The sequence below is a fragment of the Aeromicrobium choanae genome (assembly GCF_900167475.1).
Taxonomy (GTDB): Bacteria; Actinomycetota; Actinomycetes; order Propionibacteriales; family Nocardioidaceae; genus Aeromicrobium; species Aeromicrobium choanae.
This window is the reverse complement of the sequence record NZ_LT796768.1, coordinates 33,979-55,404: the sequence shown is the minus strand read 5'-3', so window position 1 is coordinate 55,404 and position 21,426 is coordinate 33,979. Positions and strand designations below refer to the sequence as shown.

The following is a 21,426-nucleotide window of genomic DNA, read 5'->3' as shown; positions in this document are numbered from 1 at the left end:
GAGGCTGATGAAGCGATGGCGATGACGGCACAGGTGAAGGCGGAAGTGGCCCGGATCCCCGTGACGAAGGCTTGCTGCCGCAAGGCCGAGGTCTCGACGATCCTGCGCTTCTCCGGAGGCCTGCACATCGTCTCGGGCCGGATCGTGATCGAGGCCGAGCTCGACACCGCCGCCGCCGCTCGCCGGCTGCGCCAGGAGATCGCCGAGGTCTACGGGCACGAGAGCGAGATCATCGTGCAGCAGGGTGCCGGGGTCCGCAAGACCACGCTCTACGTCGTGCGCATCGCCCGCGGGGGCGAGCTCCTCGCTCGCCAGACCGGCCTCGTCGACGGCGGTGGTCGCCCCGTCCGCGGCCTCCCGCCGCAGGTCGTCTCGGGCCCGTCGTGCGACGCCGTCGCGGCCTGGCGCGGGGCGTTCCTGGCCCGCGGCTCCCTCACCGAGCCGGGTCGCTCGTCGGCGCTGGAGATCGGCTGCCCCGGCCCCGAGGCCGCGCTCGCGATGGTCGGTGCCGCGCGTCGCGTCGGCGTCTCGGCCAAGGCTCGCGAGGTGCGTGGGGGCGACCGCGTCGTCATCCGCGACGGTGAGGCCATCGGTGCGCTCCTGACCCGCCTCGGCGCCCACGAGACGCTGCTGGCCTGGGAGGAGCGCCGGATGCGCCGTGAGGTGCGCGCCACCGCCAACCGGCTCGCCAACTTCGACGACGCCAACCAGCGTCGCTCCGCCCGCGCCGCCGTCGCTGCGGGGGCTCGTGCCCAGCGCGCGCTCGACATCCTCGCCGACGAGGTCCCCGACCACCTGCGCATGGCCGGCGAGCTGCGCGTGCAGCACCGCGAGGCCAGCCTCGAGGAGCTCGGCCAGCTGCACGATCCGCCGCTGACGAAGGACGCGATCGCCGGTCGCATCCGCCGCCTGCTCGCGATGGCGGACAAGCGCGCCCACGATCTGGGCATCGAGGACACCGAGGCGGGGCTCAACCCCGATCAGTACGCGGACGGCTGAGCGATCTCGTGCGGCGACGCCCGGTGCATCGCGCCGGGGGACGTCGGTAGGGTGAGGACGTAACGAGTCTTTCACCCGGCAACTCAGGAGCAACCGTGACTGTTCGCGTAGGTATCAACGGATTCGGCCGCATCGGCCGTAACTTCTTCCGCGCGGTGCGTGCCGCCGGTGTCGACGTCGAGATCGTGGCCGTCAACGACCTGACCGACAACAAGACGCTGGCCACCCTGCTCAAGTACGACTCGATCCTGGGTCGCCTCGACGCCGACGTGAACTTCGACGACACCGCGATCTACGTGGGCGACCAGAAGATCGTCGCCTTCGAGGACCGCGATCCGGCCAACCTCGACTGGGCCTCGGTCGGCGCCGACATCGTCGTGGAGTCCACCGGCTTCTTCACCGACGCCACCGCGGCTAAGGCCCACATCGACGGCGGCGCCAAGAAGGTCATCATCTCGGCTCCGGCCAAGAACGAGGACATCACGATCGTCATGGGCGTCAACGACGACCTGTACGACCCCGCCTCGCACACGATCATCTCGAACGCGTCGTGCACCACGAACTGCCTCGCGCCGATGGCCAAGGCCCTCAACGACGGCATCGGCATCGAGCGTGGCCTGATGACCACGATCCACGCCTACACGCAGGACCAGAACCTGCAGGACGCGCCGCACAAGGACCTGCGCCGCGCCCGCGCCGCCGCGCTGAACATCGTCCCCACGTCCACCGGCGCCGCCAAGGCCGTCAGCCTCGTGCTGCCCGAGCTGAAGGGCAAGCTCGACGGCTACGCGCTGCGCGTGCCCACGCCCACCGGCTCGGCCACCGACCTGACCTTCACGGCCAGCCGTGAGACCTCGGTCGAGGAGATCAACGAGATCGTCCGCAAGGCCGCCGAGGGCTCGACGTACCTCAAGTACAACGAGGACCCGATCGTCTCCACCGACATCGTCACCGACCCGCACTCGTGCATCTTCGACGCGCCGCTGACCAAGGTCACCGGCGACCTCGTGAAGGTCGTCGGCTGGTACGACAACGAGTGGGGCTACTCGAACCGCCTCGTCGACCTGGCCTCCCTCGTCGGCAAGTCGCTCTGAGCTCGCTCGTGAAGACGATCGATGACCTGGGCGACCTGAAGGGCAAGCGTGTCCTGGTCCGCAGCGACCTGAACGTGCCCCTCGACGGTGCCACCATCACCGACGACGGCCGCGTGCGGGCGAGCGTCCCCACGATCCGGAAGCTGATCGACCAGGGCGCCCGGGTCCTCGTCGCCGCGCACCTGGGGCGGCCCAAGGGCGCGCCCGACCCGCAGTACTCGCTGTCTCCCGTCGCAGTCCGGCTGAGCGAGCTGCTGGGTGAGACCGTGCGCTTCGCGTCCGACACCGTCGGCGTGGACGCCCAGCGGACGGCGCAGGAGCTGAAGAACGGTGAGGTCGCCCTGCTGGAGAACGTCCGGTTCAACGCCGGCGAGACCAGCAAGGACGACGCCGAGCGCGGCGCCTTCGCCGACGAGCTCGCGGCCCTGGCCGACGTGTTCGTCTCCGACGGCTTCGGCGTGGTGCACCGCAAGCAGGCCAGCGTCTACGACGTGGCCCAGCGGCTGCCCGCGGCCGTGGGCGGTCTCGTGCAGGCCGAGGTCGAGGTCCTGCAGCGGCTCACGGCGTCTCCCGAGCGGCCCTACGCGGTGGTCCTGGGCGGCTCGAAGGTCTCCGACAAGCTCGGCGTCATCGATCACCTGCTCACCAAGGCCGACACGCTCGTGATCGGTGGCGGCATGGTCTTCACCTTCCTCGCGGCCCAGGGCCACGGGGTCGGGACGTCGCTGCTCGAGCAGGACCAGATCGACGTCGCCAAGGGCTACCTGGATCGCGCCAAGGAGCTCGGCGTCTCGATCGTGCTGCCCACCGACGTCGTCGTGGCGCCGGAGTTCGCCGCCGACGCCCCGGCCACCACGGTCACGATCGACGCGATCCCCGACGACCAGATGGGCCTCGACATCGGCCCCGAGTCGGCTGACGCGTTCGCCGAGGTCATCCGCGGGTCGAAGACGGTGTTCTGGAACGGTCCGATGGGCGTGTTCGAGATGGCGGCCTTCGCGGCCGGCACCCGCACGGTCGCGCAGGCCCTCACCGAGGTCGACGGCCTGTCGGTCGTCGGTGGTGGAGACTCCGCCGCCGCCGTGCGCCAGCTCGGCTTCGAGGACGCGCAGTTCGGCCACATCTCCACCGGTGGCGGCGCGAGCTTGGAGTACCTCGAGGGCAAGACCCTGCCCGGACTGGCCGTACTGGAGGAGAGCGAATGAGCGAGCGCCTGCGAGCGAACATGATGTCGGGCATGACGGCACTGCCAAACTGTGCTCTTCCGAAGGCGGTGCCGGCATGACGCGTACGCCGCTGATGGCGGGCAACTGGAAGTCCAACCTGAACCACCAGGAGGCGGTGGTCCTCGTCCAGAAGCTGGCGTGGACCCTGTCGGACAAGAAGCACGATCACGCCAAGAGCGAGGTCGTGGTGATCCCGCCCTTCACCGACCTGCGCAGCGTCCAGACGCTCATCGACGGCGACAAGCTGCCGATCGGCTACGGCGCGCAGGACGTCTCGGCGCACGACGGTGGCGCGTACACCGGCGAGATCTCCGCCGCGATGCTGGCGAAGCTCGGCTGCTCGTACGTCGTCGTCGGTCACTCCGAGCGCCGCGAGTACCACGGTGAGTCCGACCAGCTCGTGAACGAGAAGGCCGCCAAGACGCTCGCCGCGGGCATGACCCCGATCGTGTGCGTCGGCGAGGGTCTCGACGTCCGCCAGGCGGGTGAGCAGGTCGCGTACACACTGGCCCAGGTCGACGGCTCGCTGGCCGGGTTCACCGCCGAGCAGGTCGCCGGGCTCGTCATCGCGTACGAGCCCGTGTGGGCCATCGGCACCGGTGAGGTCGCCACTCCCGAGGACGCCCAGGAGGTCTGCGCGGCCATCCGTGGACGCCTGGGGGAGACCTGGGGTACCGAGGCGGCCGACCAGACCCGTATCCTTTACGGCGGATCGGTCAAGGCGGCGAACGTGGCCGCGATCATGGCGAAACCCGATGTCGACGGAGCGTTGGTCGGCGGGGCGAGCCTGGTCGCGGAGGAGTTCGCCGGGATCGCCCGGTTCTACGACATGCCAGACCTCCAGGGGTCCTGACCGAAGGGAGAGACGTGGTCATCGCGTTCTCCGTGCTGCTCGCCCTGAGCAGCGTGCTCATGATCGTCCTCGTGCTGATGCACAAGGGCCGAGGCGGCGGTCTGTCCGACATGTTCGGTGGCGGTGTCTCCAGTTCGCTGAGCGGCTCCTCCGTCGCCGAGCGCAACCTCGATCGCATCACCGTCGGCACCGCCGTCGTGTGGGTTGTGTGCGTCTTCGCGCTCGGCCTGCTGCTGAAGGTGAGCAACTGATGGCCGCCGGAGCGATTCGCGGCAGCCGCATCGGCTCGGGCCCCATGGGCGAGGCCGAGCGTGGCGAGGCCGCACCGCGTCAGGCGATCTCGTACTTCTGCGTGAACGACCACTCGGTCACGCTGAACTTCGCGATCGAGGCCGAGGTGCCCGCCGAGTGGGACTGCCCGAAGTGCGGCATGCCCGCCAGCATGGACTCGGACAACCGGCCCGACGCGCCCAAGACCGAGCCGTACAAGACCCACCTGGCCTACGTGAAGGAGCGCCGCTCCGAGACCGAGGCGGCCGACATCCTCAAGGAAGCCCTCGACACCCTGCGCAGCAAGCGCAAGACCGGCGAGATCATCTTCTGAGGACACGCGCCTGACGACGACGCGGCCACCCTGCTCCGGCAGGGTGGCCGCGTTTCGTCGTGCGGGGTCGGCTCAGCGCGGCAGTCGCGAGGCGGCGGCGGTGTCGAGGAACCACACGGTCTCCTCGAGCCCACGCGCGCCCGCGGCCGGCGCCTCGTCGATCGGCGTGCCGGTCATCGCCTTCGCGACCGCCTCGGCCTTGTCGGCGCCCGACACCACGAACCAGGTGGCCCGGGTGTGGTTCAGCGCCGGGTAGGTCAGCGAGATGCGCTCGGGCGGCGGCTTCGGGGAGTCGAAGACCTCCACGGCGAGACGCTCGGTCTCGTGCACCTGCGGGTGGCCGGGGAACAGCGACGCGATGTGCGCATCGGGTCCCACGCCGAGCAGCACGACGTCGAACGGGTCCTCCGGCAGCGTCTTCGCGTAGGCGTCGGCCGCGTCGGCCATCGAGAGGTCGCAGCCGTGCGCCGGCATGGCGTGGACGTGCTCGTCCGGGACGCCCAGGCGGTCGAGGAAGCCCTCACGCGCCTGGCGGTCGTTGCGATCCTCGTGGCCCTCGGGCACGAAGCGCTCGTCGCCCCACCAGTACTCGGCCACGCGCCAGTCGGCGTTCTCGCCGGACAGGCGCCCGTAGATCCTCGTGGCGATCGTCCCGCCGGTGAGCACGAGCCGCGGGGTGCGTCCGGCGGCAGCGACGGACTGCACGCGCGCCGCCAGCTGGCGCGACACGGCCAGGGCCAGGTCGTTCGCGCTGTCGAAGATCTCGATCGTCATCCTCAGTCCTTCCCGGTGTGCAGGTGCTGCAGGGTCTCGCCGTAGATCTCGTCGGCGTCGAGGCGGCGCAGGTCCTCGGCGAGCAGCTCGGGGATCGTGCGGCGGCGGATCGGCACCACGCGCGGCGACGAGCCGGGCACGCTGAACTCGCAGCTCATCTCGCTGGTGCGCCTGATGTCGATGTCGCCCACGTCGGTGAACAGCGTGACCTGCTGGATCTGCGAGCCGGAGTCGTCGTCCACGAACTCGATCGGCACGCCGAGGCGGCACTCGAGCCACGCCTGCAGCAGCACCGCCACGGGGTTGACGTCGTCGGCCAGGATGCGGCCGCCGGTGGCCGAGCCCGAGGTCTGGTCCAGCGCCGCGGCGAGCAGCGCGCGCCACAGCGTGAGTCGCGTCCAGGCCAGGTCGGTGTCACCGGGGTCGTAGCCCGGTGCGAGCTTGTGCAGCCACTGCACCGGCGCGGGCGTGCGCTCGGAGTCGGTCAGGCGCCGACGGGCGAGGCGTCCGATGGGATCCAGGGAGGGCTCGAGCGGCCCGACGCCGGGCCACCAGACCACGACGGGGGAGTCGGGCAGCAGCAGGGGCAGCACCGCGGACTCCGCGTGCTTGACCAGCGGGCCGGACATGCGCAGCAGCACGGATTCGCCCGGAGAGCCCGCGCCGACCCGTACGCGGGCATTGAGGCGCGGCTTGCCCCGTCCGTCGCCCAGGATGACGCCCAGGACGCGGGAGGGGTGCTCGTGCTGCAGGACGTTGGCGGACTTCATCGCGTCGGCGACGTTCTCGTCGTCGGTGACGATGAGCAGCGTCAGCACCATGTCCATGGCGGGGCTGCCCGCGAGGGAGCGTCCCTTGGTCAGCGCCTTGGCGACCGCCGCGGCGTTCGTGTCCTCGAGGAGCAGGTCCATCAGGGTCGCCTCCAGACGCGGCCGTCGCGCGCCAGCATGTCGATCGCCGACTGCGGGCCCCACGTTCCGGCCTGGTACGTGTCGATCGTGCGCTTGCGCGACCAGTGCTCCATCACGGGATCGAGGATCTCCCACGAGAGCTCGACCTCCCGGTGCTGCGGGAACAGCGGCGGGTCGCCCAGCAGGACGTCGAGGATGAGCCGCTCGTACGCCTCGGGGCTGCTCTCGACGAACGAGCCGCCGTAGACGAAGTCCATGTTGACGTCGCGGATCTCCATCGTGGTGCCGGGCACCTTGGCGCCGAACCGCATGGTGACGCCCTCGTCGGGCTGGATGCGCATCACGAGGGCGTTGTGCCCCAGCTCGGTGACGTCGTTCCTCTGGAAGGGCAGGTGCGGAGCCTTCTTGAACACCACCGCGACCTCGGTGACGCGCCGGCCCAGTCGCTTGCCGGTGCGCAGGTAGAACGGCACGCCCGCCCAGCGCCGGGTCTCGATGTCGAGTCGCAGCGCCGCGAAGGTCTCGGTGAGGGACTTCGGATCGGTGCCCTCCTCCTCGAGATAGCCCACGACGGGCTGGCCGCCCGCCCAGCCCTCGACGTACTGCGCGTGGGCGGTGTGCTTGTCCAGGTCGTCCGGGAGCCGCACGCTGCGCAGGACCTTCTGCTTCTCGAGCCGCAGGCTGGCGGCGTCGAACGCGACTGGCTCCTCCATCGCGACGAGGGCCAGCAGCTGCAGCAGGTGGTTCTGGATGACGTCGCGGGCGGCGCCGATGCCGTCGTAGTAGCCGGCGCGCGAGCCGATGCCGATGTCCTCGGCCATCGTGATCTGCACGTGGTCGACGTAGTTGGCGTTCCAGACCGGCTCGAACATCTGGTTGGCGAAGCGCAGGGCCAGGATGTTCTGGACCGTCTCCTTGCCCAGGTAGTGGTCGATGCGGAAGACCGACTCGGACTCGAAGACGTTGCCGATCAGCTGGTTGAGCTCCTTGGCCGACTCGAGGTCGTGACCGAAGGGCTTCTCGATGACCACGCGGCGCCAGCCCATGCCGGGCTTGGCCAGGCCGTGCTCGTCGATCTTGGACACGACCGTGGGGAACAGGCCCGGCGGGATCGAGAGGTAGAAGGCGTGGTTGCCGCCGGTGCCCTGCCGCTCGTCGAGCTTGGTGAGGGTCTTGGCCAGCTCCTCCCAGGCGTCGTCGTCGTCGAACTGCCCGGGCACGAACTTGATGCCGGCGGCCAGCTGCTTCCAGACGGTCTCGCTCCACTCGGTGCGGGCGCCGGCCTTGGCGGCCTTCTTGAGCAGGGCCGCGAAGGTGCCGTCGCCCCAGTCGCGGCGGGCGAAGCCGACGAGCCCGAAGCCCGGGGGCAGCAGGCCGCGGTTGGCCAGGTCGTAGATCGCGGGGATGAGCTTCTTGCGCGCAAGGTCGCCCGTGACGCCGAACATCACGACGGTGCAGGGTCCCGCGATGCGCGGCAGACGGCGGTCGCGCGGATCGCGCAGGGGATTGGGGCTCATGCCAGGGAGTCCTTGATCGCTCGCAGTCCTGCCTCGACGTCGTGCAGGTGCAGGCGCAGGACCGGGCGTCCCTTGTCGCGCAGGACCTGGGCGTCGCCGGCGGCCTGGGAGACGATGAACTGGCCGAGGGTGAAGTCGCGCCCGGGGACGGGGAGGTCCTCGACCGGGTCGCAGGTGACCTGGAGGAACACCCCGACCGGGGTGCCGCCCTTGTGGTACTGGCCCGTCGAGTGCAGGAAGCGCGGACCCCAGCCGAACGTGACGGGCCGAGAGAGCCGGCCCGCGAGCTCGGGCGCCAGCGACTCCAGCCCCTTCAGGGCCCAGCGGTCGAGGTAGAACTGCAGCGCGACGTACTCCCGCTCGCCGACCCGGCCGAGCAGCTCGGCGATGGCGTCCTCGATGCTCTGGGCCGACGATCCGTAGATGTCGGCCACCTCGCCGGCGTGGTCGGGGTCGGGGAGCGAGGCGTCGCCGCCCAGCAGCTCGCGTGCCGCCGCCTTCGCGCTCTCGACGTCGGGCTGGTCGAACGGGTCGATCGACAGCAGGCGTCCGGCGACGGCCGTGGCGACCTCCCAGATCAGGAACTGGCCACCGAGGGATCCCTTCACCGCTGCCGCCCAGGGGGCGTCGGGCACCTCGTCGGTGCCCAGGTGCACGACGAACTCGTCGGCGGTGGTCGGGTCGGACGCCGACTGCGCCACGACCGGGAGGATGCCGGTGGCGTCCTTGCCCGTGGACTCCGCCACGAGCTGCTCGATCCAGTCGCCGAGGCCGTGACCGTCGTGGTCGAACAGGACGACCTTGTCGACTCCCTCGCGCGCGGCCACGCCGAGCGCGGCGCCGAGCACGAGGCCGTCGTTGTCGGCGGTGTCGTCGTCCAGGGAGGGCACGAGCTCGCCGGCCTGGTCGAGCAGCGCGCCGATGTCGGCGCCGGCCAGACCGCTGGGAACCAGCCCGAACGCGGTGAGGGCCGAGTAGCGGCCGCCCACGTGGGGATCGGCCCGGAAGACCCGATAGCCCGCGGAGGTGGCTTCCTCGTCGAGAGGCGAGCCCGGGTCGGTCACGACCACGATGTGTCCCGTCGGGTCGAGACCGGCGTCGGTGAACGCCTGCTCGAAGATCCGGCGCTGGCTGTCGGTCTCGACGGTGCCGCCCGACTTGCTCGACACCACCACGACGGTGCTCTCGAGGTCGTGGACCGCCGACCGCACCATGTCGGGCTGCGACGAGTCCAGGACGTCGAGCGGGACGCCGGCGGCGGCGCAGATGACCTCGGGCGCGAGCGACGAACCGCCCATCCCGCACAGCACCACGCGGGTGATCCCGCGGGAGGCCAGCTCGTCGCGCAGGGCGACGATGTCGGGGACGAGCGCGCGCGAGGACTCGTGCAGGGTCACCCAGGAGAGCCGGATGGACGCCTCGGACTCCGCCTCGGGACCCCAGAGGGTCCCGTCCTCGGCGAACAGCCGTGAGGCGAACCGTTCCGAGACGAGCGCCTGGACGGCGCCGTCGACCGACTCGTGCTGGGGCGGGTGGACGCGGAGCCGGTTCGTCATGCTCAGGCCTTGTCGAGCTCGGCCCGGACGGTGTCGAGCAGCTCGGCCCACGAGTCGTCGAACTTCTGCAGCCCCTCGTCCTCGAGCTTCTCGACGACCTCGTCGTAGGAGATGCCCTGCGCCTCGAGGTCGTCGATCACCTGCTGGGCCTCGGCCGCACGCCCGGTGACCGTGTCGCCGGTGACCTCGCCGTGGTCGGCGAAGGCATCGAGCGTCTTCTCGGGCATCGTGTTGACCGTGCCCTGCACGACCAGCTCGGTGACGTAGAGCGTGTCGGAGTAGGCCGGGTCCTTGACGCCCGTGGAGGCCCACAGGGGGCGCTGCGGGTGCGCGCCCTTGGCGAGCAGCTCCTTGGCGCGGTCGGACCCGAAGACCTCCTCGTAGGCCGCGTAGGCCAGCCACGCGTTCGCGAGCGCGGCCTTGCCACGCAGCGGGCTGTCCTGGGGGAGCCGGCCGTCGACCTCGGCGTCGACGCGGCTGACGAAGAACGACGCGACCGAGTGGATCTTCGACAGGTCGCGACCCTCGGCCGCCGCCTGCTCGAGTCCGTAGAGGTACGCGTCCATCACGCCGCGGTAGCGCTCGAGGGAGAAGATCAGCGTGACGTTGACGCTGATGCCCTTGGCGATCGACGCGGCGATCGCCGGCAGGCCCTCCCGGGTGGCGGGGATCTTGATCAGCAGGTTCGGGCGGTCGATCTCGTTCCACAGTCGCTCGGCCATCTCGACCGTGCCGTCGGTGTCGCGCGCGAGCCCCGGCTCGACCTCGATCGACACGCGGCCGTCGAAGCCGTCGGTGGCGTCGTAGACCGGGCGCAGGATGTCGCACGCGTCGCGCACGTCCTTGGTCGTGATCGCGAAGACCGTGGCGTCGACGTCGGCGCCGGAGGCCTTCAGCTCGGCGACCTGCTTCTCGTACTTCTCACCCTTGGCGAGCGCGGACGCGAAGATCGTGGGGTTCGTGGTGACGCCCACGACGTGGCGATCGGTCACCAGCTGGGCGAGGTTGCCGGTCTCGATCCGCTCGCGGGAGAGGTCGTCGAGCCAGATCGACACCCCCGCGTCGCTGAGAGCCTTCAGTCGTTCGGTCATGTCGATCACTCCTGTGATGGTGGTCAGTGGGTCGTGTCGGGGAGCACCGGGCCGGTCGGTCGGGCGAAGACCGGCACGCCCCCTTCGTGCTGGGCGGCCTGGATGGACTCCGTCGCCGCGGCGGCCGTGGAGGCGGCCGTGATGCCGAAGCGCTCGTAGAGCTCGCTGTAGTTGGCCGAGGCACCGAAGTGCTCGAGGGAGACGATGCGTCCCGCGTCGCCGACGATGTCACGCCAGCCGAAGGCGACACCGGCCTCGACGACCACGCGTGCCCGCACGTGGGGCGGGATCACGCTGTCGCGGTAGGCCTGGTCCTGCTCCTCGAACCATTCGCGGCACGGCATCGAGACGACGCGCGCGCCGATGCCCTGCTCGGCCAGCGTGCTGCGTGCCTCGACGGCGAGCTGCACCTCCGAGCCGGTGGCCACGATGATCACGTCGGGCGTGGCGTGGTGCAGCTCGGCGGGGGAGTCCAGCAGCACGTACGCGCCCTTGGCGGCCTCCGAGGCCGGCGCGTACTCGCCGTCGCGCGGGAAGACCGGCAGGTTCTGCCGGCTGAGCGCGAGCGCCGCGGGGCGGTGGTGGCGCTGCAGGATCGTGGACCAGACGGCCACGGTCTCGTTCGCGTCGGCCGGGCGGACCACGTCGAGCCCGGGGATCGTTCGCAGCGCGGCGAGGTGCTCGACCGGCTGGTGCGTCGGACCGTCCTCGCCCAGGCCGATGGAGTCGTGCGTCCACACGTACGTGACGGGCAGCTCCTGCAGGGCGGCGAGGCGCACCGCGGGACGCATGTAGTCGCTGAAGACCAGGAACGTGCCGCCGTACGGCCGGGTGGGGCCGTGCAGCGCGATGCCGTTCATGATCGAGCCCATCGCGTGCTCGCGGATGCCGAAGTGCAGCACGCGTCCGTACCAGTCGCCGGAGAACTTCTTGGTGGAGTTCTGCGGCGGCAGGAAGGACGGCTGGTCCTTCGGGGTCGTGTTGTTCGAGCCGGCGAGGTCGGCCGAGCCGCCCCACAGCTCGGGCAGGTGCGGTGCGGCGGCCGACAGGAAGTCGCCCGACGCCACGCGCGTGGCGACGCCCTTCTCGTTCGGCTCGTAGACCGGGAGGTCGGCGTCCCAGCCGTCGGGGAGCTCGCGCGAGGTCAGGCGGTCGAGCAGGGTCTTGCGCTCGCCGTTCGCGGTGACCCAGAGGTCGAAGCGGGTCTGCCACTCCTCACGGGCGTCGGCACCGCGCTGGATCGCGCCGCGGGTGTGCTCGAGCACCTCGTCGTCGACGGCGAAGTCGACCTCGGGGTCGAAGCCGAGCAGTTCCTTGGTGGCCTTGATCTCGTCGGCGCCCAGTGCCGAGCCGTGTGCCGCGCCGGTGTTCTGCGCGTTCGGCGCGGGCCACGCGATGATCGTGCGCAGCACGATGAGGCTCGGGCGGTCGGTGACCAGCTTCGCGGAGGCGAACGCGTCGGCGAGGGCGTGCACGTCCTCGCGGTACTCGCCGCCGCCGTGGGTCCAGTCGACGGTCTGCACGTGCCAGCCGTAGGCCTCGTAGCGCAGGGCGACGTCCTCGGTGAACGCCACGTCGGTGTCGTCCTCGATGGAGATCTTGTTGTCGTCGTAGAGCAGGGTGAGGTTGCCCAGCTCCTGCAGGCCGGCCAGCGAGGAGGCCTCGCCCGAGACGCCCTCCTGCAGGTCGCCGTCGGAGCAGATCGCGTAGATGTCGTGGTCGAACGGGCTCTCGCCCGGACCCGCGAAGGGATCGAACAGGCCGCGCTCGCGGCGGGCGGCCATCGCCATGCCCACCGCGTTGGCGACGCCCTGGCCCAGCGGGCCCGTGGTCACCTCGACGCCCGGGGTGTGGCCGTACTCGGGGTGGCCGGGGGTCTGGCTGCCCCACGTGCGCAGGCTCTTGAGGTCGTCGAGCGACATGGGGTAGCCCGACAGGAAGAGCTGGATGTACTGGGTCAGGCTCGAGTGGCCGCACGACAGCACGAACCGGTCGCGGCCGATCCACGACGGATCGGCGGGATCGTGGCGCATCAGCTTCTGGTAGATCAGGTACGCGGCGGGAGCCAGGCTCATCGCGGTTCCGGGGTGGCCGTGTCCGGCCTTCTGGACGGCGTCGGCCGCCAGCAGACGCGCCGTGTTCACGGCGCGGTCGTCCACGTCCGACCAGTCGATCGTCGGTTCAGTGGCATGGGGGGCGTTGGTCACCGCGGCACTCCTGGGTCGTCACGTGGTTGGTCGAACGAGGTCTGCGTCTTGAGCCTATCCGTCGGGCATTAGACTCTGCCATGTGACCGTCACTCCGCACGCCTCCGACGAGCACACCCGAATCGATCGGCCCAGCCGCCGCGATGTGGTGCTCGCCTACGTGGCCCTGACCAAGCCCCGCATCATCGAGCTGCTGCTGTTGACCACCGTTCCGGTGATGTTCCTGGCCCAGAAGGGCGTTCCGGACCTGTGGCTCGTGGTGGCGACCCTGATCGGCGGCTCGCTCTCGGCCGGATCGGCGAACGCGCTCAACTGTGTCGTCGACGCCGACATCGACCAGAAGATGCGACGCACGGCACGTCGCCCGCTGCCCCGTCACCAGGTGGGCACGCAGGCCGCGCTGAAGTTCGGGCTCATCCTCGGCGTGCTCTCCACGGCCTGGCTCGGCCTGACGGTCAACTGGCTCTCGTCGGCGCTCGCGCTGGCCGCCAACGTCTTCTACGTCGTGGGCTACACGATGATCCTCAAGCGGCGCACCACGCAGAACATCGTGTGGGGCGGCGCCGCGGGCTGCTTCCCGCCGCTGATCGGCTGGACCGCCGTCACGAACGAGCTGGCCTGGACCCCCTTCCTGCTGTTCCTGGTGGTCTTCTTCTGGACGCCGCCGCACTTCTGGGCGCTGGCGATGCGCTACCGCGAGGACTACGCCGCCGCCGATGTGCCGATGCTGCCCTCGGTCGCCCCGTCGGCCGAGGTCGGCCGCCAGATCGTCCGCTACACGTGGGCCACCGTCCTGACCTCGGTGCTGGTGTGGCCGGTCGCCGACACGGGCTGGTTCTTCCCGTCGATGGCGATCCTGCTGGGCATCGTCTTCCTGCTGGAGGCCTACGACCTGCGGGCCCGCGCCCGCGAGACCGAGGACCTGTCGGTCATCAAGCCGATGCGGCTGTTCCACTTCTCGAACGCGTACCTGGCCCTGCTGTTCGTGGCCGCCGCGATCGATCCCTTCATCGGCTGAGCGCCCCGCGCGCCGTAGGCTCGGGCCATGCGCGCCTTCCTCTCCTGGATCCTCCCGGCCGTCGCCACGTTCGCCGCGTGGTGGCTCTTCCTCGGCACGGACGAGAACGACAACTACTCCGTGCTCCAGGTGGCCGGCCTCGTCGTCGTCCTGATCGTGATCGGCATCGCCGCCGGATGGCTCGCACGCAGCAGTGAGCTGCTCGGCGTGATCGTCTCCGCGGTGGTCGGGGTGGCCGCCGCCTGCTGGGCCAGCTGGTCCGACGACGAGTCGGGTCTGTTCGTCGTCGGCTGGGGGATGGTCGTGTTCGGCACGGTCTTGAGCACCGTCCTGGTGGTGATGATCACCTCGGCGTTCCGCCAGTCGAGGCAGCGCCGCGACGCCCAGCCGTGACGGCCCGGATCCGGCCCGTCGAGCCCGACGACTGGTCGCGCTGGCGCGCGATCCGGTTGCGTGCCCTCGACGAGGACGCCCCCGCGTTCGCGTGCAGCGCCCACGCGTGGTTGGACGGCGGCGACACCGAGCAGCGCTGGCGGGAGCGGATCGCCGCGCCGGGCCGGCTCTTCCTCGCGACGATGGACGGCCGGGACGTCGCGATGATCGGACTGGCCCCCGGAGACGAGCCCGAGCTGATCTCGATGTGGGTCGCGCCGGAGGCCCGCCGCAGCGGGATCGGCGTGGCACTCGTCGAGACGGTCGTGCGCGAGGCGGGTGCGCGGGCGCTGAGCCTGCGCGTCATGGCGCTGAACGCCGGCGCGATCGCGTTCTACGAGAGGTGTGGCTTCGTGCTGACCGGTGATCCGGTCGACGACGAGGGCACGCTCACGATGCGGCGGGACGGGCCGACAGCCACCACCACGTGGTCACCGCCAGCAGAACGGCCGCGCCGACCAGGTGGGCCGCCACCAGCACGATCGGCAGATCAGTGAAGTACTGCACGTAGCCGATCAGCCCCTGGGCGAGCCCGGCCACGAGCACGAGCAGGCCGATGCGGCGCGCCCGGTCGCGCAGCAGCACGATGGCCACGACGGTCAGGATGAGGAACAGCCACACGGAGATGGCGTGGGTCCGGCTCCACCAGGCGGGATCGAGGTCGTTGCGCGGGGCATCGGCGTCGCCCGCGTGCGGGCCGCTGCCCGTCACGATCGTCCCCAGGTAGATCGCCGCGAGCAGCACGACGTACGCCGCCCGCACCACCCAGGCGGCCCGGGGCTCCACCGTGCCCTCCGCCTCGCGCAGGGACACCAGGAACACCGTGGACGCGACGACCAGCGCCATCGACAGGATCAGGTGCAGCGAGACGATCCACGGGTTGAGGTCGGTCAGCACCGTGATGCCGCCGATGACGCCCTGGAACGGGATGCCGACGGCGATGCCCAGCACGAGGCGCAGCTGCGTGCGCGTGGCGTCGGTCCAGCGCCACGTGGCGACGACGGCGCCGATGGCGACGACGACCAGGACGTAGGTCAGCATGCGGTTGCCGAACTCGATCGCGCCGTGCCAGCCAAGGGCACCGTGGGGGACGAACGACTCGTCGGTGCAGCGGGGCCACGTGGGGCAGCCCAGGCCCGAGGCGGTGAGCCGCACCAGGCCCCCCGTCAGGATGATCAGGGTGTTGGCGACGAGGTTGGCCCACGCCCACTTCTCGACCGTCGACTTCGACACGGTGCGTCGCGAGACCGCGCTCACTCCCATCGGAACCACCTTCCGGCGGCTGCCGCGGCACCCACGGCCCACGCGGCGATCACCGCCACGGAGAACGTACCGGGAGAGCCGGTCATGAATGCATCGCGCAGCCCTTCGCCGAGAGCGCCCGAGGGCAGCAGCGACAACAGGCCGCGGACGGCCTCGGGGTACTGGTCGAGCGGCAGCAGCAGGCCGCCGCCGACCAGGAGCAGCACGTAGACGAGATTGGCCAGGGCCAGCGTGGCCTCGGCGCGCAGCGTGCCGGCCAGGAGCAGGCCGAGCCCGCCGAACGCCACGGTGCCGAGCAGGCCCAGCACGAGGAGCCAGCAGGTGCCGGCGACGGGAGCCTCGGGCCGCCAGCCGAGGGCGACGGCCAGTCCGCCGAGGACCGCGAACTGCGCGAGCTGCAGGATCGCAACCGCGCCGACCTTGCCGGCGAGCAGGCCGCCGCGGGACAGGGGAGTGGCGCCGAGGCGCTTGAGCACGCCGTAGCGGCGCTCGAACGCCGTGGCGATCGCGAGCGACGTGAACGACGTCGAGACGATGGCGAGCGCGAGCACGCCGGGTGCCAGCACGTCGAGAGGGCGGTCGCTGTCGATGAACCGGTCGGACCGGGAGCCGACGACGAGCAGCAGGATCGGGATCACGAAGGTGACCACCATCTGCTCGCCGTTGCGGACCGTGAGCTTCAGCTCCATCGCGGTCTGGGCCCACGTGCGGCGCAGGCGCGACGCGGCGCCCGGCGCGGGGGAGAGGTCGAGGGACGTCATCGCAGCTCCCGCCCGGTGAGCTCGAGGAACCGGTCCTCGAGGGTCTGGTGCTCGACCAGGACGGACTCGATCAGCACGTCGTGGGCCGCGCACCAGCCGGTGATGCGGTGCAGGACGGCCGGGTCGACCTCCGTGGTGAGGACGTACTGTCCCGGCTCGGGCTCGGCCACGGCGGCGCCCTCGGGCAGCTCCTTGGCCAGCGAGTCGCGGTCGAGGCCCGCGCGCGTGCGCAGGCGGATCGTGTTCTGGGCGCCCGCGGCCACGAGTTCGGAGGGCGTTCCCGAGGCGATCACGCGGCCGGCATCGACGATGTGGACGTGGTCGGAGAGCTCCTGGGCCTCGTCCATGTAGTGCGTCGTCATCACGGTCGTCACGCCGTGGCGGCGCAGCTCGTCGACGAGCTCCCACGTGGCCCGTCGCGACTGCGGGTCGAGGCCCGCGGTGGGCTCGTCGAGGAACACCAGCTCCGGGCGCCCGACGATGGCCATCGCGAGGGACAGCCGCTGCTTCTGGCCGCCGGAGAGGCGCCGGTACGAGGTGCGGCCGAACGACGCCATCCCGAGCCGCTCGACGAGTGGCTCGACGGGCAGCGGGTCGGCGTACAGCGAGGCCATGTGGCGCAGCATCTCGCCGGCGCGGACGCCCAGCCAGGCGCCGCCGGACTGCAGCATCACGCCGACGCGGGGGCGCAGCTCGGCCGCGTCGGCCACGGGGTCGAGTCCCAGGACACGCACCCGGCCCGACTGCGGGCGGCGGAACCCCTCGCAGGTCTCGATCGTGGTGGTCTTGCCCGCGCCGTTGGGGCCGAGGATCGACGTGACGGTGCCCGGCTCGACCGTGAGGGTGAGTCCGTCGACCGCGCGGACCTCCGCGCCGCCGCGGCCGTAGCGCATGACGAGGTCGCGAACCTCCACGGCGGGAGTCGTCGTCGTCGAGGGCACCAGAACATTCTAGGTGTGGCAGGTTGAAGCCATGGACCTGCCCGTGATGCCGCCGCTGGCACCGATGCTCGCCAAGTCCGCGAAGCAGGTGCCGCACGCCGACGGCCACCTGTACGAGCCCAAGTGGGACGGCTTCCGCGCGATCGTCTTCCGCGACGGCGACGAGATCGAGATCGCCAGCCGGTCGACGAAGTCACTGACCCGCTACTTCCCCGACGTCGTCGAGTCGATCCGGCAGAACGCGCCCGGGCGCTGCGTCCTCGACGGCGAGATCGTGATCGCCAGCGACGGACGGTTGAGCTTCGACCTGCTCTCGAATCGCATCCATCCCGCGGAGTCGCGCGTCACGATGCTCGCCCGTGAGACGCCCGCCTCGTTCGTGGCGTTCGACCTCCTCGCGCTGGACGACCGCTCCCTCCTCGACGAGCCGCTGTCAGTCCGGCGTGAGGCGCTGGTGCAGGCGCTGTCGGGCGCGCAGCCGCCGGTGCATGTCACCCGAGTCACCGAGGATCCCGAGGAGGCCGAGCGCTGGTTCACGACCTTCGAGGGTGCCGGACTCGACGGCGTGATCGCGAAGCGTCTCGACGGGGCCTACGTGCCGAACGGCCGGTCGATGCTCAAGGTCAAGCACGCGCGCACGGCCGACGTCGTGCTCGCCGGCTACCGGCTCCACAAGAACTCCACGGCCGAACGGCCGCTGCTGGGCTCGATGCTGCTCGGGATCCACGCGGACGACGGACGGCTGCAGCACGTGGGCGTCGCCGCCTCGTTCACCGAGGCGCGACGAGCGGAGCTCATCGACGAGCTCGCGCCGCTGGAGCTGGCCGAGGGGGAGTCGCACCCGTGGGACCTCTGGCGCGACGAGCAGGCCCAGGCCTCGGGTCGCCTGCCCGGGGGTCAGAGCCGGTGGACGGGCACGAAGGACCTGTCGTTCGTGCCCCTGCGCCCCGAGCGGGTCCTGGAGGTCGCCTACGAGCACATGGAGGGCGAGGGCGATCAGGCCCGCTTCCGGCACATGGGCCGGTTCCAGCGCTGGCGTCCGGACCGCGAGCCGGAGTCCTGCACGTACGACCAGCTCGAGGAGGTCGCTCGCTACGACCTCGGCGACGTGCTGATCTGACTCACCAGTCCTCGAAGTCCTCGATCTCGAAGGTCTCCACCTCGGTGGGAACCGGCTCGGACGAGGAGTCGCGCGCGACGGTGCTCATGAGGAAGAGCAGGGCGACGGCCGCGGCCGCGATCAGGCCCGCGATGACGAATCCGCTGATCCGGGCTCGTTGCTGGTGGGGCTGAGAGCCACGGATCGGCACCTGCTGGCCGTTGAGCAGCATGTACCCGTCGGGGATGCGGTCCCGCGAGCCCGTCGCGCGCTGGGTCGTCGCCGCGGAGCGGCCTCCCTCGACGCGGTCGGTCCACACGGAGCCGTTCCAGTAGCGGCGTCCGCCACTGCCGGCCGGATCGTCGTACCAGCCCGCGGGAGCCTGCTGCTGTGTCACCCGATGAGAGTAGCGAACCGCCCCGCCGGAGGGAGTCCGACGGGACGGCCCGTGACAGTGGAACGGGTCAGGGGCCAGAACATGACGTAACCCTCAGTTGCGTCGTCAGTCCGGCTCGTCGGCCTTCTTGCGCGACGGCTGCACCCGGCGCGGCTCGCCCGGCATCTTGGGATAGTCCGGCGGATAGGGCATCTCGCCGAGGCCGTTCTCCTCGTCGCGGTCGTACCAGTCGAGCAGGGTCTGCAGCGAGTGGTGGACGTCGTCGATCTCCGCCCACGGGTCGGGTCGTTGCTCCAGCAGCTGGGGCACGGTGGTCAGGTTGAGGTCGCGCGGGTCCTCCACGTCGAACAGCTCGTCCCATGTCAGCGGCGTGGAGACGGGCGCGCCGGGCTTGGGGCGCAGGCTGTAGGCGCTGGCGATCGTGCGGTCGCGCGCGTTCTGGTTGAAGTCGACGAAGATCGCCTCACCCCGCTCCTCCTTCCACCAGGCGGTGGTGACGGCGTCGTCGCGGCGCTCCAGCTCACGGCCGAACGCCAGCGCCGCGTGACGGACGTCGGTGAACGTCCACTTCGGCTCGATTCGAGCGAAGATGTGCACGCCGCGGTTGCCGCTGGTCTTGGCGAAGCCGCGGATCCCGATCTCCTCGAGCAGCTCCTTGGCGACCTTCGCGACCCGCTGGGCGTCGTGGAAGTCGGTGCCAGGCTGCGGGTCGAGATCGATGCGGATCTCGTCGGGGTGGTCGACGTCGGCGCGGCGTACGGGCCACGGGTGGAACGTGATGGTGCCCATGTGGGCGGCCCAGGCGGCGACGGCGATCTCGGTGGGGCAGATCTCGTCGGCACGGCGGCCCGAGGGGAAGTGGATGCGCACCGTCTCCAAATACGGGGGAGCACCCTTCGGGACGCGCTTCTGGTAGAACGCATCGCCGTGGCCGTCGGCGCGCGTGGCCATCACCATGTCCTCGCGGACGCCCTTGGGCCAGCGCTCGAGCGTGGTGGGGCGCTCGCGCAGTGCGCGCATCAGCCCGTCCTCGACGGCCACGTAGTACTGGACCACCTCGAGCTTGGTGATGTCCGGCGTGCGGTCGGTCTTCTCGTAGATCACGCGGTCGGGGCTGGAGACGCGCACGGCGCGCCCCCCGGCCTCGATCTCGGCTGCGGCTACCCCCATGGGGCGACCCTACTGTCAGTCGACCTCGGTGACGATCGACTGGACCTCGAGGACCGGCACGGCGGCGGTGGCCGTGGTGCTGATCGTGAGCAGGTCCTGGGCCCCGGCCGGGACGTCGATCACCTGTCCGCCCATCTCGAAGCGGATGTCGTACGTGATCGTCATCGTGGCCTGGTAGTTCCCGGCACGCCGGAACATCATGGAGCACTCGTCCGACTTCTGCGTGACCAGTGGGCAGTCGATCGTCTGGCCCCCGGCGCTCACGGTCATGCCGCGCGGCGAGGCGATCGCGCGCATCCCGAGGGCGGGGGAGCCCACGACCTCACCGGCGGGGGCGCCCTCGGCCCACCACCAGGTGTCCAGGTTCACCAGCGTGCGCGTGGGCGGGTTGAACTCCGCCGTGATCGTGGGCAGGTTCAGGGCACCGCGGGCCGCCTGGATCCGGTCGAGGATCGTCACCATCTGGAACTCGGAGTCCCAGTAGTAGGTGCGGACCTCCTCGGCGTCGGCGCTCTCCTTGCAGGACGTGAAGATGAGCTTCTCCGCGTCCTCCGGCTTGTCCTTCAGGCTGGGGTCGTCCTCGCGGGCCTTCTCGATGTCCTGGATCGCGGCGGGGTCGTTCATGTAGCAGGCGCGATTGCCCTGGCAGAACTCGTTCCAGAGATCGAAGAAGGTGCACTGGGGCGTCGTGGGCGTGCCTCCACCGCCACCGTCACCGCCGTCCTCGCCGCCGTCGCTGCCGCCGGACCAGGCGACGCAGCCGTACTGCAGACCGTCGGCGGCCGGATCGGTGTCGCCCCACGCGGTGCAGACCGGGTCGGCGTGGGCGGGGGTCATCAGCAGGAAGAGCGCCACGATCGCGGAGGCCAGCATGGCGCCCATGCGCCGGACCAGCGTCAGCACGAGATCCCACTCGGGGTCTCGGCGCTGCCGGCGATGAGCCAGGCGCCGTCGGTCTGCTCGAGCCGGTGGCTGCTGGCGTACCAGCCGGCGGCCTCGGGCTCGACGACCTCGCCGTCGGCCTCCGCGCCCCACTCGTCCTCGTTGACGCAGACCGTGGCGATCGCGGTGTCGCCGTCGACCGTGGCGGTGTAGTCGCGCAGCTCCGGCGCCCCGACCCGTCGGAAGTTCCCGTCCTCGAACTGGGCGTAGCGCGCCTGCATCGGCTCGGACTCCGCGGGGGACAGGATGCGGGAGAAGTCGGCGGTGTCGTAGGCGCCCGAGGTCTCCACCCGGACGCGCTCGCTCCAGTAGGCCTCGAGGACGGCGACGGCCTCGTCCTGGGCCGAGGCGGTCGGCGACGGCGCCGTGGTGGCGGGCGTGTCGGAGCCGTCGTCGCCCCCGCAACCGCCCAGCAGCAGCGCTCCGGACAGTGCCAGCGCGCACGTCGTGACGCGCATCCCCCTTGCAAGCATGGGCACGATTGTAGTGAAGATCCGTCGTCAGGTCTCCTCGGCCACCGGCGGGCGTTCGGGTGAGGCGAGGCTCACTGAGGCGAGCCTTCGTTGAATGC

Annotated in this window: 23 protein-coding genes; 10 read left to right on the top strand and 13 right to left on the bottom strand. The window is 70.9% G+C overall.

Going from position 1 to position 21,426, the window contains the following annotated elements; genetic code table 11:
- The first annotated feature begins 15 nt into the window (after positions 1–15).
- The 6 genes from whiA (at position 16) to B5D60_RS00275 (ending at position 4,776) form a co-directional block, all read left to right on the top strand.
- Complete coding sequence (gene whiA / locus B5D60_RS00300; RefSeq protein ID WP_078698295.1) at positions 16–999, top strand: DNA-binding protein WhiA; 984 nt, start codon at positions 16–18, stop codon at positions 997–999.
- 95 nt (positions 1,000–1,094) lie between these two features.
- Positions 1,095–2,093 (top strand): type I glyceraldehyde-3-phosphate dehydrogenase, encoded by a 999-nt coding sequence (gap, locus tag B5D60_RS00295; RefSeq protein ID WP_078698294.1) that lies wholly within the window; start codon positions 1,095–1,097, stop codon positions 2,091–2,093.
- Between the two features lie 8 nt (positions 2,094–2,101).
- A complete protein-coding gene (locus B5D60_RS00290; protein ID WP_078698293.1) occupies positions 2,102–3,298 on the top strand; it encodes a phosphoglycerate kinase in 1,197 nt (398 codons plus the stop codon).
- Positions 3,299–3,374: 76 nt separating this feature from the next.
- Complete coding sequence (gene tpiA, locus B5D60_RS00285) at positions 3,375–4,172, top strand: triose-phosphate isomerase (RefSeq protein WP_078698292.1); 798 nt, start codon at positions 3,375–3,377, stop codon at positions 4,170–4,172.
- 14 nt (positions 4,173–4,186) lie between these two features.
- The gene (secG, locus tag B5D60_RS00280) at positions 4,187–4,423 is read left to right on the top strand and encodes a preprotein translocase subunit SecG (RefSeq protein WP_078698291.1); all 237 of its coding nucleotides are present in this window, start codon (positions 4,187–4,189) and stop codon (positions 4,421–4,423) included.
- Positions 4,420–4,776, top strand: a complete 357-nt coding sequence (locus tag B5D60_RS00275; protein ID WP_407922770.1) for an RNA polymerase-binding protein RbpA — start codon at positions 4,420–4,422, stop codon at positions 4,774–4,776. The genes secG and B5D60_RS00275 overlap by 4 nt, the downstream gene beginning before the upstream one ends.
- Before the next feature lie 72 nt (positions 4,777–4,848).
- Here the strand turns inward: B5D60_RS00275 and pgl are convergent, their stop codons facing one another.
- From pgl to tkt, 6 genes are read right to left on the bottom strand one after another with little or no spacing between them, the layout of a single operon-like run.
- Positions 4,849–5,550, bottom strand: a complete 702-nt coding sequence (gene pgl / locus B5D60_RS00270; RefSeq protein ID WP_078698289.1) for a 6-phosphogluconolactonase — start codon at positions 5,548–5,550, stop codon at positions 4,849–4,851.
- Positions 5,551–5,552: 2 nt separating this feature from the next.
- Positions 5,553–6,461 carry a glucose-6-phosphate dehydrogenase assembly protein OpcA gene (locus tag B5D60_RS00265; protein WP_078698288.1) on the bottom strand — a complete coding sequence of 303 codons (909 nt, stop codon included), beginning with the start codon at positions 6,459–6,461 and terminating at the stop codon, positions 5,553–5,555.
- Positions 6,461–7,978 (bottom strand): glucose-6-phosphate dehydrogenase, encoded by a 1,518-nt coding sequence (zwf, locus tag B5D60_RS00260; RefSeq protein ID WP_078698287.1) that lies wholly within the window; start codon positions 7,976–7,978, stop codon positions 6,461–6,463. The genes B5D60_RS00265 and zwf overlap by 1 nt, the downstream gene beginning before the upstream one ends.
- Positions 7,975–9,534, bottom strand: coding sequence for a glucose-6-phosphate isomerase (locus B5D60_RS00255; protein ID WP_078698286.1), 1,560 nt, complete (start codon positions 9,532–9,534; stop codon positions 7,975–7,977). The genes zwf and B5D60_RS00255 overlap by 4 nt, the downstream gene beginning before the upstream one ends.
- A 2-nt stretch (positions 9,535–9,536) precedes the next feature.
- Complete coding sequence (gene tal / locus B5D60_RS00250; protein WP_078701200.1) at positions 9,537–10,625, bottom strand: transaldolase; 1,089 nt, start codon at positions 10,623–10,625, stop codon at positions 9,537–9,539.
- Positions 10,626–10,648: 23 nt separating this feature from the next.
- Entirely contained in the window at positions 10,649–12,832 is a 2,184-nt protein-coding gene (tkt, locus tag B5D60_RS00245; protein ID WP_078698285.1) for a transketolase, read from the bottom strand.
- Positions 12,833–12,914: 82 nt separating this feature from the next.
- Here tkt and B5D60_RS00240 point away from each other — a divergent pair, with 82 nt between their 5' ends.
- Genes B5D60_RS00240 through B5D60_RS00235 form a run of 3 tightly spaced genes read left to right on the top strand, consistent with a single transcriptional unit; the run spans position 12,915 to position 14,779 of the window.
- Entirely contained in the window at positions 12,915–13,850 is a 936-nt protein-coding gene (locus B5D60_RS00240) for a heme o synthase (protein WP_231948930.1), read from the top strand.
- 27 nt (positions 13,851–13,877) lie between these two features.
- Positions 13,878–14,243: a hypothetical protein gene (locus tag B5D60_RS16870; RefSeq protein ID WP_172806205.1), complete on the top strand. Its 366-nt coding sequence runs from the start codon at positions 13,878–13,880 to the stop codon at positions 14,241–14,243.
- Positions 14,240–14,779: a GNAT family N-acetyltransferase gene (locus tag B5D60_RS00235; protein WP_172806204.1), complete on the top strand. Its 540-nt coding sequence runs from the start codon at positions 14,240–14,242 to the stop codon at positions 14,777–14,779. Before B5D60_RS16870 ends, B5D60_RS00235 begins: the two co-directional genes overlap by 4 nt.
- Here B5D60_RS00235 and B5D60_RS00230 read toward each other — a convergent pair.
- From B5D60_RS00230 to B5D60_RS00220, 3 genes are read right to left on the bottom strand one after another with little or no spacing between them, the layout of a single operon-like run.
- Positions 14,673–15,545, bottom strand: coding sequence for a COX15/CtaA family protein (locus B5D60_RS00230; RefSeq protein ID WP_078698282.1), 873 nt, complete (start codon positions 15,543–15,545; stop codon positions 14,673–14,675). The genes B5D60_RS00235 and B5D60_RS00230 overlap by 107 nt on opposite strands.
- Positions 15,536–16,306: an ABC transporter permease gene (locus B5D60_RS00225; RefSeq protein ID WP_078698281.1), complete on the bottom strand. Its 771-nt coding sequence runs from the start codon at positions 16,304–16,306 to the stop codon at positions 15,536–15,538. The genes B5D60_RS00230 and B5D60_RS00225 overlap by 10 nt, the downstream gene beginning before the upstream one ends.
- Positions 16,303–17,247: an ABC transporter ATP-binding protein gene (locus B5D60_RS00220; protein WP_231948929.1), complete on the bottom strand. Its 945-nt coding sequence runs from the start codon at positions 17,245–17,247 to the stop codon at positions 16,303–16,305. The genes B5D60_RS00225 and B5D60_RS00220 overlap by 4 nt, the downstream gene beginning before the upstream one ends.
- A 31-nt stretch (positions 17,248–17,278) precedes the next feature.
- On the opposite strand from B5D60_RS00220, the gene B5D60_RS00215 reads away from it, so the two are divergent.
- Positions 17,279–18,367, top strand: coding sequence for an ATP-dependent DNA ligase (locus B5D60_RS00215; protein ID WP_078698280.1), 1,089 nt, complete (start codon positions 17,279–17,281; stop codon positions 18,365–18,367).
- A gap of 1 nt (position 18,368) precedes the next feature.
- Here the strand turns inward: B5D60_RS00215 and B5D60_RS00210 are convergent, their stop codons facing one another.
- The 4 genes from B5D60_RS00210 to B5D60_RS00195 all read right to left on the bottom strand — a co-directional run bounded on the left by B5D60_RS00210 (position 18,369) and on the right by B5D60_RS00195 (position 21,328).
- A complete protein-coding gene (locus B5D60_RS00210) occupies positions 18,369–18,743 on the bottom strand; it encodes a DUF2510 domain-containing protein (protein WP_078698279.1) in 375 nt (124 codons plus the stop codon).
- A 105-nt stretch (positions 18,744–18,848) separates the two neighbouring features.
- A complete protein-coding gene (locus B5D60_RS00205; RefSeq protein WP_078698278.1) occupies positions 18,849–19,913 on the bottom strand; it encodes a DNA polymerase domain-containing protein in 1,065 nt (354 codons plus the stop codon).
- A gap of 15 nt (positions 19,914–19,928) precedes the next feature.
- On the bottom strand, positions 19,929–20,816 hold the full coding sequence (locus B5D60_RS00200) for a hypothetical protein (protein ID WP_078698277.1): 888 nt from the start codon (positions 20,814–20,816) through the stop codon (positions 19,929–19,931).
- Complete coding sequence (locus B5D60_RS00195; RefSeq protein WP_153302801.1) at positions 20,810–21,328, bottom strand: hypothetical protein; 519 nt, start codon at positions 21,326–21,328, stop codon at positions 20,810–20,812. Before B5D60_RS00195 ends, B5D60_RS00200 begins: the two co-directional genes overlap by 7 nt.
- Positions 21,329–21,426 lie beyond the last annotated feature (98 nt).

Bases quoted from the DNA above. Each gene is read 5' to 3' on its own strand.
- whiA (WP_078698295.1), top strand. From the start codon at position 16: ATGGCGATGACGGCACAGGTGAAGGCGGAAGTGGCCCGGATCCCCGTG.
- tpiA (WP_078698292.1), top strand. From the start codon at position 3,375: ATGACGCGTACGCCGCTGATGGCGGGCAACTGGAAGTCCAACCTGAAC.
- pgl (WP_078698289.1), bottom strand. From the start codon at position 5,550: ATGACGATCGAGATCTTCGACAGCGCGAACGACCTGGCCCTGGCCGTG.
- B5D60_RS00265 (WP_078698288.1), bottom strand. From the start codon at position 6,461: ATGGACCTGCTCCTCGAGGACACGAACGCCGCGGCGGTCGCCAAGGCG.
- zwf (WP_078698287.1), bottom strand. From the start codon at position 7,978: ATGAGCCCCAATCCCCTGCGCGATCCGCGCGACCGCCGTCTGCCGCGC.
- B5D60_RS00255 (WP_078698286.1), bottom strand. From the start codon at position 9,534: ATGACGAACCGGCTCCGCGTCCACCCGCCCCAGCACGAGTCGGTCGAC.
- tal (WP_078701200.1), bottom strand. From the start codon at position 10,625: ATGACCGAACGACTGAAGGCTCTCAGCGACGCGGGGGTGTCGATCTGG.
- B5D60_RS16870 (WP_172806205.1), top strand. From the start codon at position 13,878: ATGCGCGCCTTCCTCTCCTGGATCCTCCCGGCCGTCGCCACGTTCGCC.
- B5D60_RS00230 (WP_078698282.1), bottom strand. From the start codon at position 15,545: ATGGGAGTGAGCGCGGTCTCGCGACGCACCGTGTCGAAGTCGACGGTC.
- B5D60_RS00225 (WP_078698281.1), bottom strand. From the start codon at position 16,306: ATGACGTCCCTCGACCTCTCCCCCGCGCCGGGCGCCGCGTCGCGCCTG.
- B5D60_RS00215 (WP_078698280.1), top strand. From the start codon at position 17,279: ATGGACCTGCCCGTGATGCCGCCGCTGGCACCGATGCTCGCCAAGTCC.
- B5D60_RS00205 (WP_078698278.1), bottom strand. From the start codon at position 19,913: ATGGGGGTAGCCGCAGCCGAGATCGAGGCCGGGGGGCGCGCCGTGCGC.
- B5D60_RS00195 (WP_153302801.1), bottom strand. From the start codon at position 21,328: ATGCTTGCAAGGGGGATGCGCGTCACGACGTGCGCGCTGGCACTGTCC.